Annotated in this window: 10 protein-coding genes and 1 pseudogene; 2 read left to right on the top strand and 9 right to left on the bottom strand. The window is 44.4% G+C overall.

The window, feature by feature from the left end:
* The first annotated feature begins 26 nt into the window (after nt 1–26).
* Nucleotides 27–893, top strand: a complete 867-nt coding sequence (locus ACOV1R_RS02480; RefSeq protein WP_217203149.1) for a fructokinase — start codon at nt 27–29, stop codon at nt 891–893.
* 77 nt (nt 894–970) lie between these two features.
* On the opposite strand, the pseudogene ACOV1R_RS02475 reads toward ACOV1R_RS02480, so the two are convergent.
* Nucleotides 971–1,242 (bottom strand): annotated as a pseudogene (locus tag ACOV1R_RS02475) (SemiSWEET family transporter).
* A 586-nt stretch (nt 1,243–1,828) separates the two neighbouring features.
* On the opposite strand from ACOV1R_RS02475, the gene ACOV1R_RS02470 reads away from it, so the two are divergent.
* Nucleotides 1,829–4,675 (top strand): endo-beta-N-acetylglucosaminidase, encoded by a 2,847-nt coding sequence (locus ACOV1R_RS02470; RefSeq protein WP_011100911.1) that lies wholly within the window; start codon nt 1,829–1,831, stop codon nt 4,673–4,675.
* Nucleotides 4,676–4,888: 213 nt separating this feature from the next.
* Here the strand turns inward: ACOV1R_RS02470 and ACOV1R_RS02465 are convergent, their stop codons facing one another.
* From ACOV1R_RS02465 to ACOV1R_RS02430, 8 genes are all read right to left on the bottom strand, one after another.
* Nucleotides 4,889–7,159, bottom strand: coding sequence for a glycoside hydrolase family 65 protein (locus ACOV1R_RS02465; protein WP_128485143.1), 2,271 nt, complete (start codon nt 7,157–7,159; stop codon nt 4,889–4,891).
* Nucleotides 7,160–7,185: 26 nt separating this feature from the next.
* Nucleotides 7,186–8,292 carry an ABC transporter ATP-binding protein gene (locus tag ACOV1R_RS02460; RefSeq protein ID WP_003641775.1) on the bottom strand — a complete coding sequence of 369 codons (1,107 nt, stop codon included), beginning with the start codon at nt 8,290–8,292 and terminating at the stop codon, nt 7,186–7,188.
* 101 nt (nt 8,293–8,393) lie between these two features.
* Entirely contained in the window at nt 8,394–9,716 is a 1,323-nt protein-coding gene (locus tag ACOV1R_RS02455; RefSeq protein WP_003646350.1) for an alpha-amylase family glycosyl hydrolase, read from the bottom strand.
* 33 nt (nt 9,717–9,749) lie between these two features.
* Complete coding sequence (locus ACOV1R_RS02450; RefSeq protein ID WP_003646349.1) at nt 9,750–10,580, bottom strand: DUF1189 domain-containing protein; 831 nt, start codon at nt 10,578–10,580, stop codon at nt 9,750–9,752.
* A 27-nt stretch (nt 10,581–10,607) separates the two neighbouring features.
* A complete protein-coding gene (locus ACOV1R_RS02445) occupies nt 10,608–11,492 on the bottom strand; it encodes a sugar ABC transporter permease (RefSeq protein WP_003641772.1) in 885 nt (294 codons plus the stop codon).
* Between the two features lie 4 nt (nt 11,493–11,496).
* Nucleotides 11,497–12,786, bottom strand: a complete 1,290-nt coding sequence (locus tag ACOV1R_RS02440) for a carbohydrate ABC transporter permease (protein WP_003641771.1) — start codon at nt 12,784–12,786, stop codon at nt 11,497–11,499.
* Between the two features lie 109 nt (nt 12,787–12,895).
* A complete protein-coding gene (locus ACOV1R_RS02435) occupies nt 12,896–14,149 on the bottom strand; it encodes an extracellular solute-binding protein (protein ID WP_003646348.1) in 1,254 nt (417 codons plus the stop codon).
* A 255-nt stretch (nt 14,150–14,404) separates the two neighbouring features.
* Nucleotides 14,405–16,078, bottom strand: coding sequence for an alpha-glucosidase (locus tag ACOV1R_RS02430; RefSeq protein ID WP_003646347.1), 1,674 nt, complete (start codon nt 16,076–16,078; stop codon nt 14,405–14,407).
* Between the last annotated feature and the right edge of the window lie 15 nt (nt 16,079–16,093).

The following is a 16,093-nucleotide window of genomic DNA, read 5'->3' as shown; positions in this document are numbered from 1 at the left end:
ACATTTTTAACTACAGGAGGCACACTATGCTTTTAGGTGCAATTGAAGCTGGTGGTACAAAATTTGTTTGTGCCACGGGCGCTGAAAACGGGCAAATTAGCGACCGAATTTCGATCCCCACGACAACCCCCGCTGAAACCATGACTGCGGTAGACGACTATTTTACGACTCATCCCGTTGACGCGATTGGTATCGGTTCATTTGGCCCCATCGGCGTTAATCCCGATGATCCGAAATATGGTTACATTACCACGACTCCCAAACCCGGCTGGGGTGACTTCGATTTTTTAGGCCATCTTAAAAGTCGCTTCAACATCCCACTCTACTGGACCACTGATGTTAACGAAGCCGCTTATGGCGAATCAATGATTGGAATCGCTAAGGACGTCCCTAACAGCATCTACATGACGATTGGTACCGGTGTTGGCGCTGGCGTCATTAGTCAGAACCACATTTTTAATGGTCGCACTCATACTGAGCTTGGTCACATGCGACTCAACCGGTTACCTGGGGACGATTTCAAGTCCAACTGCCCCTACCATGACATCTGTTTAGAAGGTTTAGCTGCTGGGCCAGCAGTTGGAAAACGAACGGGGAAAGCTGGGAAAGATATTCCCGTCGACGATCCAGTCTGGCCAATCATCGCTGACTACATCGCACAGGCATGTGTCAACCTCACCGTCGCCTTCGCACCTGATAAAATTATTCTTAACGGTGGTGTTATGAATCAACGGCAGCTCTTTCCCATGATTCGTGAAAAGTTTGCCGCCTATCTAAATGGCTACGAAGAAGTCCCACCACTGGATGACTATATCGTTCCCGCTGGACTGGGTAACAATTCTGGCATTGCCGGTGGCCTATTGTTAGCTCAGGCTGCTTTAAAGAACGCTTAACACCTTGCAAAAAAGTCCGCCGATACGCGTTTAAACGTATCAGCGGACTTTTAGTTTACAGTCAATTTGTCATTCGGTTAATGAATATATACGGTTAAAACAGTGATAAATCCAAAAACCACCCCGGGACATTTGAAATAATAACGGGCCAATCCTTATAAGTCTTGAACCAGCCGTAACCAGTCCATAGTATCCCATTAATCATTGCCACGAGTGGTTGTAGCGGCGATACTGGGTCACCTGAGAAATTCGAAATGATTTGTGGAATATACGACACGTACATCGCAATACACGTAAATGTCGCTAACTTACTAATCAATTTCAGATATTTAACTCGCTTGGGATCCACAGCGTCCTTACCACTGGGATATTCACCATTATCAACTTTATACTTAATAAATAATCACCTTCCTAGCTAGTTATTATACTACATACCACTCATCACGCAAAAATTCGCGTTCGTTAAATTGTATCGGCACCGCAACAATCCTCAACTATTCGCACGTTGCGCGCAAGTTGAAACCCAGCATTCCCCTTACATCAAAATTGATTGACCCTATCAATTAGTTTAATTTGTGGAAGAATTCCCTTAATTTAGCTATACTCATCTGTCACTGAAACCGATATCATACATACCAGCAATATATAGATTTTTGTATTTTACGCGTTGTGCTAGCTAATTTGTCATGAGTCATGATTAAAGTAGGCAAAATAATTAACGTCAAAAGCAGTCAGCTTAGGCTCGCTGGAAAGAGTTCGGGTTAGCGTAAACATGCTTAGTTCACCCTACACCGACCTCCAGGCATTTCTGCCAATTGCCAGAGCGCGGTAGTCAAAAATCTAAGTCGAGGCCACGTTTTAATTACGATTCATGCAATCATCGCTCACATAACGCGGATATGTCAATTTTGCTTAGTTCACAGGAGGATATCGCTATGAGACATGGACAATATCGCTACATTGTTGGCACACTAGCTTTGATAACGACTGCTGTAGGTTTAGTAGCTTGTTCGAAACAGTCAGCTAATCAGCAGATCAGTTACCGTCAAACGGCTGAGGCCACCCTTGATAAGGGGATGGATAATCAACCCGAAGCACCGTACTGGTTTCCAAAACAACTGCTGAAATGGCAGTTGAGCAAGGATAAAGCAGCCAAGTACAACACCGCCTCGGTTCCACTAGCCAAACGGATCGATAAATGGCAACTGCCGACGGTTAACAAGACCCAGGACCCAAAGATGAAGGTCGTCGCGTTATCCATTATGAATAGTTCAACTAGTGGCAACGCGCCTCGCGGGATTAATACGTTCGATGCGAATGTCTTCTCCAACTGGCAGTATATTGACCAACTCGTCTACTGGGGCGGTTCGGCAGGCGAAGGTTTGATTGTGCCACCGACCGCAGATGTCATCGATTCTGCTCATAAAAACGGCGTGCCCGTTCTTGGAACCGTTTTCTTTCCACAAGTGGTTAGTGGTGGGAAGTTAAAGTGGCTCAATGACTTCTTAAAACAAGATGCTGACGGACATTTTCCGATGGCTGATAAACTAGTCGCGGTTGCGAAAGCTTACGGGTTTGACGGCTGGTTCATCAACCAAGAGACCGACCCCGAAGTTAAAAGTTTTGATTCGGCTTCCACCGGAAAGACCGCAACCAGCTCAACTAGTAATGGGCTGAGCAAAAAGCACGCCCAACTAATGCAACAGTTAATCAAAGAATACAAACAAAAGGCCGGCTCCAAGCTAGACCTGATGTGGTATGACTCGATGACGAAGGATGGTAAAATGGATTGGCAAAACGCATTGACCAAAGAAAACCAATCTTATCTAGTCGATGCCAATATGAAACCAGTTGCTGACTCGATGTTTCTTAACTTCTGGTGGACGAAGAAGCGTCTCGCCAGTCAAGAATTACTCAAAAAGTCACACGAACGCGCCGAAAAGCTTGGGATTAGTCCTTACAACCTCTTTGCAGGAATCGATGTTCAAGCTGACGGAACCGCTACCCCCGTTCGTTGGAATCTATTCGCTAATAAACAACATGTGCCATACACGTCGCTAGGATTGTACGCACCGGACTGGACACACGCTTCTTCCGATACGGTTGACGAATTTCAAGCCAAAGAAGGTGCTCTGTGGGTCAATGATCAAAATGATCCGTCCCGTAGCATTCCGTCAACTACTTCAACACATTGGCCGGGTGTTTCAACATACGCGGTTGAACAAAGTGCCATTACGAAACAGCCCTTTGTCACTAATTTCAGCTTAGGCAATGGCTATAACTACTTCATTAAGGGGAAAAATGTTTCGCTACGTGATTGGAACAATCGCTCACTGCAAGCAGTCAATCCGACTTACCGCTGGTTAATCAATAATGGCAATGGTAATGCGTTAAAGGCCAGCTTTGACTACACTGACGCCTACGAAGGTGGCAATGATATCAAGTTAGCCGGCAAAATGCGTAAGGACACCGCTAGCACAATCAAACTCTACACCACGGACCTAGACGTCACTGCCGATACCCAGGTTAGTTTAACCGCTAAGGCATCTGGTAAATCTACAGCTAAACTAGTGGTGACCTTAAAGGACGGCCGCACTAAGACCATCGCGGGTGACCGGACACTCAGCAAGCACTGGACGACCGTTAGCTATGACGTTAGTCAGTTAACAAAAAAAACAATCAAAGGCCTTAGCCTCAAAATCAGTGCCGCCGAGACTGATGCTAGCTACAGCGTTCAATTAGGTCGCCTCGCAATTACCGGCAAGCAGCAGGCCGCGCCGAAAAAGGTCAACCAGGTCACCATTGATAATCGGACCTTCGACGAAGAAGGCAAGTACGCCGGTGTCAACCTGAGTTGGCAAGCCACCACTAAAAATAAGCTGGATCATTACGAAATTTATCAGGTTAACAATGACGGTTCTCGCTCATTTCTGGGGGCCACTAACACGACTAATTTCTATTTAAACGCGTTGAAACGGAATGGGCAGCACAACGAGACCAATCTGATGGTCGTTCCAGTTGATATTTGGAACCAACGTGGCGATGCTTCTGACCAAGTTACCTTAAAATGGCCGGATAATCGTAAACCTAAAGCGGCATTTACGGTTAACCGCACCCTGGCAGCTCCCGGTAACACGATCAAGTTTACAAATGCCTCATCCAAAAACGCAACCAGCTATAAATGGGAATTTGACGGTGCCACAAAGACGACCAGCACCGCCAAAAACCCCACGGTCACTTACCGTAAGGCTGGCACTTATAACGTCACATTAACCGCTAAAAATAAGGATGGCCAACGGCACGTTACAATGAAAAAGCTCATTACGATTACACCGAAAGCTCAAGGCGCTTTAACCTTACTATCCAAGAACGCCAAGACCAGTGCCTCCGGATACACGAATAGTAGTGAAGCACCTAAAATGGCGGTGGATGGGAAACTCGATACTAAATGGTGTGCAACCGGTAAGGCACCGCATACCTTGACGCTGGATTTAGGCCGTCAAACGACTGTGAGTGCGGTTAAATTAGCGCATGCCAAAGCTGGTGGCGAAGGTGCTGATATGAACACCCGCGCTTGGACCATTCAGGTCAGCACTGATGGCAAACGCTACACGGACGTTGCCCGGACCTACAATAACACGCAAGCCACTAGTCTCAATACTTTCGCGGCTACTTCGGCGCGCTACGTCCGGTTAGTCGTCGATAAACCAACCCAAGTTGCTGACACCGCCGTTCGGATTTACGAAATGGACGTGCTAGGATTGACGCAAACACTCAAATAACCCTACCGATGCTATTTGAATAGAACAGCCGAGCCCCTCACTTGGAAATCGATATTTCCAAGTGAGGGACTCTTTTATGTCCAGACACTAAAAAGGCCCGTATCAGCTGATACGGACCGATTTAGAAGTTAGGTTGGAATGAATTGAGCTCATTCTTAGGTTGGAAACTTGATTGTGGCCAGGTACGGTCAGACCACAATCAAGCGTTCATATTTACTTAGTTGTTACGGTGCTAGCGACCTCGATAGCTTGCCCATTAAGTTCGATAGTCAGTGGTTCCCCACTAACCAGTTCAACGGTCGTACCCTGTTGATCGACATCCACTTTAATCAAGCGACCGCGGAAGTTAACGTGGAATTGATAATGGGTCCACGCTTTAGGCACAAACGGTGCAAAGGCTAAGGTATCATCCTTAACTCGCATACCAGCAAAGCCTTGAACGATTGCGAGCCATGAACCGGTCATCGACGTAATATGCAAGCCGTCGACCGTATCATTATTATAATTATCAAGATCAAGACGGGCTGTCCGTTCATACATTTCCACGGCCTTATCCTCATAATGCAAGTCCGCTGCTAGAATGGCATGGACGGCTGGTGAAAGACTGGATTCATGGACGGTCAACGGTTCATAGAAATCAAAGTTACGTTTCTTCTGTTCCGCCGTGAATTTATCCATGAAGTAATAGATTCCTTGCAAGACATCCGCCTGCTTGATATACGGTGACCGTAGAATATGATCCCATGACCAGTGTTGATTGATTGGCCGTTGATCAGCAGGAATACTTGAAACTGGCTTGACGTCCTTATCAAGGAAGCCATCTTGTTGAACGAAGATTCCCAATTTTTCATCATACGGGAAGTACATCCGGTCAACAATATCTTGCCACTTTGCAAGCTCAGCATCCGTGATTTGAAGTGCTGCACGCTTAGCGGCATCCACTTTCTTCAAACTCGCTAACGTGTATTCTAACGTCCAGCGCGCCATAAAGTTCGTATACCAATTGTTATTCACGTTGTTCTCATACTCATTAGGACCAGTGACACCGTGAATCATATACTGTTGTTTCCGTTCTGAGAAGTGGACCCGATCAGCCCAAAAACGTGAAATCCCCGTCAAAACGTCGATTCCTTTAGTCTTCAAGTAGATCTCATCACCGGTATAACGTGTGTAATTGAAGATGGCATACGCAATAGACCCATTTCGATGAATCTCTTCGAACGTAATCTCCCATTCGTTATGGCACTCAATTCCGTTGAAGGTCACCATCGGGTACAAGGCACCAGCCAAGCCCTGCATTTTAGCATTATGGAAAGCTCCAGCAAGCTGATTATACCGGTATTCCAGTAAGTTCTCCGTTACTTCTGGTTTCGCCAATGAAAGGTAGAACGGTACTCCGAACGCTTCGGTATCCCAATACGTCGCACCACCATACTTTTCACCAGTAAAGCCTTTTGGCCCCAGGTTCAGGCGCTTATCTTCGCCATAGTAGGTAGAGAATAACTGGAATAAGTTGAAGCGAATGCCTTGTTGTGCCGCATCGTCACCGTCAATCAACACGTCAGATAACTGCCAGCGTTTAGCCCAACCATCAACATGGGCCTGCCGTAAGTCCTCATATGACTGTGTGCTGACCGTTTCACTTAATTCGGCTAAGCCAGTCCGCATCGCCGCCATATCCGCGTAATCCCGTGAAGTCACCACGAGGACTCGTTTTTCAAAATTCTTGGTTTCATCCGGTGCTAACGTTCCCCGGAAGATATTTGTAACTGCCTTTTCGGTTTCTGGGGCGTTAATACCTCGAAAAGCCGTTTCATGAAGCATCTGCATGCCGAGCGTAAAGCGCGGTGTTCCGAAGTTATTCGGCTTCGTTTCTGCAAACATGCTGCCACCAGTAATCGCATGACTCTTGTCTAGCACTTGCCAGAACTGCTCATCATAGTTCGCATCTTCATTGAAGACGTCCGCATCAATTTGCGAAATAAATCCAATTTGGACCGGTTCCGCACCCAAATTGCGAACACTATAGTGCACATCAAATAACTCTTTTTGTGCAACGCTGACGAACCGATCAATCATGAATTGGACGCGCTTTTCACCCTTGGTAATAATAAATGAACGCCGTAAAATTCCCGTATGCATATCAAGATCCAACGTAAAGTCACTGACTGTGTCCTTCGCCAAATCAACTTGATCACCATCAATCGTGATATTGACTTTGATGAAATTGACCGAATTGATCACCTTACCGAAATAATCGGGATAACCGTTCTTCCACCAGCCGACCCGGGTTTTATCGGGATACCAGACCCCACCGATATAAATCCCTTTGAGGGTATCGTTAGAATAGTGCTCTTCAAACATTCCCCGCATACCCATGTAGCCGTTACCAATACTGGTCATGCTTTCCTGCAATCGCTTATCCGTCGGTACGAGTTCATGACTAATGACGTGCCACGGATCTACTTCAAAAATACGTTTCATTGTTGTTGCTCCTCCGTCGTTCGAAATTACCGAATAACATCTTTAGTTTCAGAATCAAAGAAGTGGGCCTTCGACATTTCAAAAGCAACTTCCACATTCTCACCCGGGTTATGATAATCACGTGCATCCACTTGGGCAGTAAATTTAGATTTGCCAGCTGTACAATATAACATGCTTTCGGCACCTAAGAATTCAGAAACGACGACCTTCGTCTTAACAATTGAATCTGACATCGCTTCAAGCGCAATTTGCTCAGCATGAATGTCCTCTGGTCGGATACCCACAATCATCTTTTTCTGGTCATAGCCTTGAGCCTTTAAAACTTTCAATTGACCTTCCGGGACAGCTACGTCGAGTCCCTCACCATCAGTTACCCGACCATCATGTAAGGTGGCATTGAAGAAGTTCATTGAAGGTGATCCCATGAAGCCAGCCACAAATTGATTAACCGGTTCGTTATACAATTCGTGCGGTGTCCCAACTTGCATGATCTTACCGTCATTCATAATGACGATCCGATCAGCCATCGTCATCGCTTCAATTTGATCATGGGTGACATAGATCATGTTGGTCTTCAAGCGTTGATGCATTTGAGCAATCGTAGTCCGCATATCGACCCGTAGCTTAGCATCCAAGTTAGATAACGGTTCGTCCAATAGGAACGTCCCCGCGTCCCGGACGATGGCCCGTCCTAAAGCAACCCGTTGCCGTTGACCACCAGATAAATTGGCTGGTTTCCGTTGTAGATAATCGGTTAAGCCCAATTGCTCAGCAGCGTTATCCACTCGCTTTTTGATTTCAGTATTACTGTAAGTTTTCCGAATCTTCAATCCAAAGGCCATATTGTCAAAGACTGACATGTTCGGGTATAGTGCATAAGTTTGGAAAACCATCGCGATATCACGATTTTTTGGTTCTACGTCATTCATGACTTGACCGTTCATCTTGAAGTCACCCTTAGTGATGTCTTCCAAGCCAGCAATCATCCGTAATGTCGTTGACTTACCACAGCCAGATGGGCCAATGAAGAAGATGAACTCCCCATCTTTAATATCAAGATTCATATCGGTAACTGAATATTTATCGTTACCCTCATATTTTTTGTAAATGTGATCGAGATTCATTTCAACCATCGAAATCCACTCCCTTGTTTTCTCACTTCTAAACTACTATTACACGTGCAATCGCCCGCAAACGGTTGCTTTTTGATCGATTACTCAAAGCTATTAATCAGCTAATTGGACTGGTCAGCAACTTTAGTTACCGCCGTATTAGTGGCATATTTAATTAATACTGGTTGACCATCAACTGTCAGCTTGCCATCCACAACTTCAGTAGGACCATCTGTTAACAGATTTTGATAGCTACCAGCTGCTAGCTTAGTCGCAACTGCTGTGACCTGACCTTTTAACGGAATCCAGGCTGTTAACGCTTCGCCAGCCGCACGGTAAGTAATCTTAACGATACCTTCTTCTACGACTGCCAATTGGTAGTCCGCAGCACGCAGTAATGGTAGTTGCTTAATAGTCACTAGCTTTTGAATCAGTGATGTCACGTCCCCATGACGATCTGCAACCATGGTGTCCCGATCGAACAATGATGGTTGGTGTTCGGCCAAAAATTCTTGCCCGTTATAGATTAACGGAATACCACGTTGCATGAAGATCCAGGTCAAGTTATTAACGGCTTCAGCTTTGCTGTGCATCAAGCTCATCATGCGTGCATTATCATGATTTTCCAAGAAGCGCATCTTGACATAATTACCAGGGAAAGTGGCATCTTGGCGTTGTAACAAGTCAACATACCGTTCGACCGTACTGCGTCCTTGCCAGTAATCTTTAAAATCACCGAAGACGTCGTAATCGTATGTCACATCAAAAGCTTGATAAAGTTCACTGTCAGACAGACCCGTGTAGCCTTGTGACCGCAGTTCCTCAATAAAACCACTGCCGGCTGACTCCGCTAACCATAACGTTTCCGGGTACTTCGCATTAACCTGTTTCCGCGCTTCAAGCCAGAAATCAAGTGGCACTAATGGCGCAACATCACAACGGTAACCGTCCACAAACTGGCTCCAATACAAGAGTGTGTCGATTTGATACTGCCACAACTCATGGTGACCATAGTCTAAGTCTTTAACGTCACTCCAGTCGCCGACCTTATTCGTCAACTGACCATCCGCGTCGTGATAAAACCACTCTGGATGTTCGGTTGCTAAGACTGAATCAGGCGAAGTGTGATTATAGACAATGTCTAACATCACTTTCATTCCTAATTCATGCGCCCTATCCGTGAGTGCTTTAAAGTCAGCTAAAGTCCCGTATTCCGGATTGATCCCACGGTAGTCCTTGATTGCATATGGCGAACCAAGTGTCCCCTTACGGTTGACCTCACCGATCGGATTGATTGGCAGTAGCCACAAAATATCGGTTCCTAAATCCTTAATTCGTTGTAAGTCAGCAGTTACGCCAGCAAAATTACCAGCTTCTGAGTAGTTTCTAACAAAGACTGAGTAAATCATCTCATTGCGTAATTGCGTTTGCGTATCGCGTGCCATTAATCTTCCTCATTTCTATGCTTACTAATTGACCTAAAGCAACATGGTTTGGTCAACTTCCGGATCTTTGAATTTTGTTTTCAGATATACCCACAACACAACGAAGGCCAAGCTGAGGGACTGCACGGTCAATTCGATGGTGACATCAAAATGAATTAAGCCAATCCCCATCGCTAACAGACTCCCAATCCCCATCATCATCAACGTTAAGTTAACGCCTTCGCGGAAATTCCGAATATGCGTGATCTTATTATGTCGTGACAAGAATAAGAAGAACGCCGCCCCATTTACGAGGATCAGGTTGACCCCCACAATAATTAATCCAAGTGCCATGAGCATAAATAGACCAATCATCACTTTATTGCTTTGATACCAAGAATTAACCAGAAACGCATGAGCGTTTGTCTTTAAGTTATGGCCTGGCACATACTTGGCTTTAAATTCACTACCGACCGATTTCACTTGAAACGTACTAGCATGTAAATTAATGACATTCTTGCGTCCTGCCATATCATCGTTCGTGAGATCGAAGCCAGCAACATTATCCTTAGTTTTAATAATGATTTGATGTTTGACATCCTTGAACCGCTGATCACGGTAGTTCGCAGTTTTCATTGCCGTTTGCATCTGATCACTGGCCATCATTTTATCAATGTGTGGTAAAAATGGTGACAGATTAAAATTCGTTTGGTGATTATAGTAAAACGGAATCGGCATGACCATTACCGCGGTCAAAAAGATAAATAAAACAATAATCTGTAACCAATTAAACTGATCACGGTTGGCAAACATTCTTCGAGGTGAGAAGAGGCTGCCAAAAAACCGGACCGGAAAGGCGGTTGTTTTGTTTTTCGTACTCTGCATCTAATTTCACCCCTACTAATATTTGAGTTAACCCTTGCTGCCACCAGCGAGCAATCCTGAAACGAAGAACCGTTGTAAGTAGAAGAACAAGGCAGCAATTGGTAACGCGACTAAGATTGCCCCCGCTGAGAAGAGCACAACTTGTTGATTTTGAGCGTTATTAATGAATGTCTGGAGCCCTACGGCAACCGTATAATGTGATTCAGACGTCAATAAGAACTTCGCCATCAGGTAATCTTGAACTGGTGACATGAAGGCCCATAACGCTTGAACCGCAATCATTGGTTTAACTAATGGTAAGACAATTGACCAGAAAATCTTGAAATTACCAGCACCATCCAACTTAGCTGATTCATCCAAATCATACGGAACATTGTCAAAGTAACCTTTCATCAGCCAAGTGTTCTGTGGGATCCCACCACCAATGTAAATTGCGGTCAAGAACCAGTAATGGTCCAAAGCGTTCAACATGTTAGCTAAGACGTAGTAAGCAGTCAAAGCGGCCATGGTTGGTACCATTTGAATTACGATGAAAAACGTTAGACTGAACTTTTTACCAGCAAAACGGTAACGACTATAAACATAGCCGGCTAACGTCACAACGATGACTTGAATGACCATACATGAGACTGAAATAATCATGGTATTCAAATACCAGCTACCATACAGGGTTTGCGTAAATAAGTTCTTAAAGTTAACCAACGTCCACTTACCACCAAAATCAAGGACGAAGGCTTGCACGTTAGCATCCTTAAACGCCGTGATGAATGTGATCAAAACGGGATAAATAATAATAATTCCGAGAATGACCATATACAGATACGTAAAGAATTCTTTCCAGAAACGGTGCCGACGCGCGCTATTTTGCTTTGAATTGGCATTCTTAGGTGCCACTGCTTGTGCATTATCCATAACACTAGTCCCCCATTTCAAACGCGTGGGTCTTCTTGAAGACAATCAATGAGATCCCGATAACTAAGACGGAAATAATCAACGTAACGGCCGCGGCCAATGAATACTGTGGTGACGTCCCCGTTGTTAACTTGTAGATCCATGAGATCAGGATATCCGTCCCACCGGCGTTAGCACCGACATCACCAGGGCCACCTTGGTTAAACAGATAGATCATCGAGAAGTTATTGAAGTTAAACGTATACTGCGTCACAAAGATTGGCGCTGCAATAGCAAAAATCGTTGGCAACGTAATCTTGTTGAACTTTTGCATTACTGTCGCACCATCTAGCGTTGCGGCTTCGTAGAGATCTTCTGGAATCGCTTGCAGGATACCAGTAATCATAACGTAAATGTACGGGAATCCTAACCAACCTTGAATCATAATAATAGCAACTTTAGTCCAGAACGTATCCGTCATCCAGTGGATCGGCGCAATGTGAGCAAATGGAACTAACGTATTCCATAAGCCGATGACCTGCACATTGATCGCACCAGCTGAATCATTAAAAATGTTTGAAAAACTCATAATTGATACAAACGCTGGAATCGCCCAAGGAAGCAAGAAGATCACTCCGAAGAAGCGCTTACCTTTGATGAAGTTTTGGTTAGCAATTACTGCGGTGGCAATCCCAATAATAATTTGTAACGTGGTTGCACATACGGTCCAAATAACGGTCCAACCAAAAACAGCGTTGAAGGTTGCCCGGTAACTACTCAAGAAGAACATTGATGTGAAGTTTTTGAACCCAATCCAATCCAATAACATAGCTGGTGGAATATGCGCAAAATCATAGTTCGTAAAAGCCATCAGTAGTGTAACCAATACTGGGAACACAATCGTAAAAACCATTAAAATATAGGCCGGTGTGGTTAATAAATAAGCAAAGCCACCATCTACTAAACTCGCACCTAACTCTTTAAACGTATGGGAGACCTTTTTACCATTATTAATTAACTGTGCAACGTGTTTCGCATCGTAAAGGTTTGCAATATAAAATACGATAAACACAATTGTCAATAGAATCTGCAACGTCCCATAGATCATCATGAACAAAGAGTTGTCTTCCATTGAGACTGAACCCAATGTGACTAAATTGGCAAATGCGCTAAAGCCCCCGAAGATGAACTCAGCAATAAATGCCAATAGAATAATAATGAAGCCAACACCTTTTATGGTCTGACCGTTATACAGCTGACCGAGCCCGGGAATAATTGACAGGCGTTGCGCTTTCTTTACATCCTTGACTTGCATGTCGCCCGCACCCCTTTCCTAAATAAATTCTAAATATCGTGCATTTTTCCTTTTAAAAAGGCTGAGACAAAACGAATTTTGTTTCAGCCCCCTTAAATTACAATTTTAATTACTTATCATACTTTTGTGAGATATTAGTTAAGATCGTCTTTTGCGCTTTATTAGCAGCTTGCTTTGGTGTCATCTTGCCGCTAGCAGCATTGGTAACCATCGTTTGTGCTGGTGTCCAAACTTCTGACATTTGTGGTAAGTTGATCAAAGGAACATCCTTGTCGTATTGCTTTGAAACGGCCGTAGCCATGTCATCGCCAGTACTTACAGCTTCCTTACGAGCAGCTGTGTTTGCTGGAATTTCACTAGCAGACTTGTAAAGCTTGTTTTGGTTAGTCTTGTTAGAGATGAAGTCTAACCAAGCTTGTGCAGCAGTCTTATGCTTAGAGTAGTTTGAGATTGCCCAAGCTTTACCACCGGCAAACGCTTGATAATCTTTGCCGTTATTCAACTTAGGTAAAACAGCAACACCATAATCGATATTAGACTTCTTGTAAGTTGCAGCCATCCAAGGGCCATCAATAACAGCAGCAGTCTTATTAGACGTAAATTGTGAGGTCACAAAGTTTTCGTTAGAAGTGACATTTTGCATCCCACTTGGCCAGTACTTCGTAAACCACTTCGTCATGTAAGTTAAACCTTCAACGGCGCCAGAATTGTTCAAGCCCATCTTCTTGGCGTTCGTATTGCCATCAGCAAAGACGTAACCACCATAACCTTTGATGACACCAAAGGCATTGTAGAAGTTTGTCCATTGAGTCAAGAAGGCAACTGACTTAGTCTTATCATTAGCGTAAGCATACTTCTTGTCAGAAGCTAACTTTTCAAGTTCCTTGAAGTTCTTAGGTGCAGTCTTGATTAGCTTCTTGTTGTAGTACAGAACGTCAGATTCGATCGTTACAGGCGCTGCATAAACCTTATTCTTATAAGTAACAGATTTCTTCCCCGTTGCGTTGTAACGACCACTGGTCAACTTGACTGTTGATAGTTGACCTTGTGACGCCATTTGACCAACCCGGTCGTATGGTGCCATTAAAACATCAGGACCCTTGCCGGAAGGACCATCCAGCTTCAAAGCATCGTCTTCATCAAGCATGGCCTTGTATGAAACCTTAACCTTAACGTTGTACTTCTTTTCAAACTTTGGAATCACCGATTTCATGTATGACTTATATGAAGGATCCGCTGAAACCTTTAACGTCTTGTCCATCTTTGAACTACTAGATGAAGATTTACTATTACCACAACCTACGAGCGTGAGTGCTAAACCAGTGGCTAGGACACCCATCCCCAACTTTTTCCAAGTACTCATAGTGCTTCCTCCTTGCGAAGTATCTTAATTCATTTACCATAATTTATTATGCAACTGTGCAAACGCTTTCGCAAGCGTTTTCGTAATGTTAACGTTAACAGAATCATACCAAAAATAAATCCTAACGCTTAAAAACGTTAGGATTTATTGGTCCATCAACCTTTATACCAATTTATATAAAGATTGATAAGTTAATTAAAATACATCACATGATTTATATATACCAATTTTAGGATAATCATGCACTCACATTGCTTATGCCGATTTAACGACTAAGCTACTCCAAGCTGGTAACGTCACTTGGCGTCCCCTATATGTTGCACCACCCTGTACAAGCAACACTTTACCACCAACAAACGGCAACAGATACGTTTGCGCTTGCGCACTTAAATTACAAACTATCGCTGCTTGTTTTTGACCATCATCAATGAGGTAGGTAAAGAGTTGTTCAGCACTTCCGAGCATAATGAACTGACCATTAGTAAAGGGTGCGCACTGCTTTAGCTGCAGCAACTGTTGATAATAGTGATAAATACTGTCGGGGTCAGCGATTTCTGCTTGCGCATTCATGTCATCAGTATCACCATGTTTCCATGGTAAGTGGTCAGAGAAACCATGATAAACCGTATTGTCCCATTGCATGGGGCCGCGCCCCGCCATTTTATGAGTTTGATTCAACATCCGCATGATTTCCACCTTAGACTTACCAGCGGCTTGAGCGCTCGCAACAAAGGTGGGTACCGTCTGGTCTTCAAAGTCCGCAATATCATGATAACGGATATTTGTTAATCCTAATTCTTCCCCATAATAAATAATGGGAATGCCACGCTGCAAATACAGGGCCGTCGCTAACGCCTTGGCACTTGCTTGCGGATAATCAGGATCACCGTAACGCGTGGCGACCCGAGCCATATCATGATTATTCCAGTAAAGTGTTGGTAGACTGGTGTCTGCTAAAGCCGCTTGAATACCGACCGTATTTTGCTTATAGGCCGTCACATCCATCGGTCGGGGCTGAAATGTGTCGGAGAAGCTCGGATCATCCTGGGTATTGTCGTCCGCAAAAGTTCTGAACGTAATCACTTGATCACACTCATCCGTACCTAGTGTCGTATAGTCGACCATCAAATGGGGGTCAGCGGATGACGCTTCACCGACGACGTACGTATCCGGGTGCTTAGCTTTGATTGCGGCGACAAAGTCGTGTAAGTACTGATGCACTTTCGGTAAGTGGGCATAAAACATATCGCTAATGATGGGTGTCGAATCACCAGTCCGATTTGGATAAGTTTGGCGAAAATCTGCTTTAGCCAGATGAATAAACGCATCTAACCGGAGACCATCAATCCCCTTTTCAACCCAAAACTCAGCAACATCACGCATCGCCTGTTGCACTGCCGGATTCTTCCAATTGAGGTCCGGCATCCGTTTATCAAACAAGTGGAAATAATACTGTGAGCCGCCTGCCGGATCCTTCGCCCAAACACTGCCACCGAAAAATGAGCCCCAGTTGTTTGGGCGCCCACCATCGGCTGCGGGATCTTGCCATAAATAGTAGTCCCGATACTTACTCTGTGGATCAGCGAGAGCTTGCTTGAACCATGGATGCTGATCTGAAGTATGATTCAAGACAAAGTCAAAGATAAGATACATGCCGTGCTCATGGACCGTTTTAATGAGCGTCTCAACGTCCGTCATGGTCCCTAAGCTCGAATCAACTTGGTAGTAATCCGAAACATCGTAGCCATTATCAACCTGGGGTGATTGATAAATTGGGTTTAACCATATCGTGGTAATCCCAAGTTGCTTCAAATAGGGAATCTTCGCGGTAATTCCCGGAATATCACCAATGCCATCGTGATTACTATCGTTAAAACTCTTAGGATATATTTGATAAATCGTTTGTTGATCATACCAATGCTTGCTCATCTATCCAGACTCCTC

The organism is Lactiplantibacillus sp. YT640 (assembly GCF_049745435.1).
GTDB lineage: Bacteria > Bacillota > Bacilli > Lactobacillales > Lactobacillaceae > Lactiplantibacillus > Lactiplantibacillus plantarum.
Note: the sequence above shows the minus strand (reverse complement) of the source record. Positions and strands in the feature narration are given on the sequence as shown.

Coding starts and splice junctions, on each gene's coding strand:
- ACOV1R_RS02455 (WP_003646350.1), bottom strand. CDS start 9,716: ATGGCACGCGATACGCAAACGCAATTACGCAATGAGATGATTTACTCA.
- ACOV1R_RS02460 (WP_003641775.1), bottom strand. CDS start 8,292: ATGGTTGAAATGAATCTCGATCACATTTACAAAAAATATGAGGGTAAC.
- ACOV1R_RS02465 (WP_128485143.1), bottom strand. CDS start 7,159: ATGAAACGTATTTTTGAAGTAGATCCGTGGCACGTCATTAGTCATGAA.
- ACOV1R_RS02470 (WP_011100911.1), top strand. CDS start 1,829: ATGAGACATGGACAATATCGCTACATTGTTGGCACACTAGCTTTGATA.
- ACOV1R_RS02430 (WP_003646347.1), bottom strand. CDS start 16,078: ATGAGCAAGCATTGGTATGATCAACAAACGATTTATCAAATATATCCT.
- ACOV1R_RS02440 (WP_003641771.1), bottom strand. CDS start 12,786: ATGCAAGTCAAGGATGTAAAGAAAGCGCAACGCCTGTCAATTATTCCC.
- ACOV1R_RS02480 (WP_217203149.1), top strand. CDS start 27: ATGCTTTTAGGTGCAATTGAAGCTGGTGGTACAAAATTTGTTTGTGCC.
- ACOV1R_RS02450 (WP_003646349.1), bottom strand. CDS start 10,580: ATGCAGAGTACGAAAAACAAAACAACCGCCTTTCCGGTCCGGTTTTTT.
- ACOV1R_RS02435 (WP_003646348.1), bottom strand. CDS start 14,149: ATGAGTACTTGGAAAAAGTTGGGGATGGGTGTCCTAGCCACTGGTTTA.
- ACOV1R_RS02445 (WP_003641772.1), bottom strand. CDS start 11,492: ATGGATAATGCACAAGCAGTGGCACCTAAGAATGCCAATTCAAAGCAA.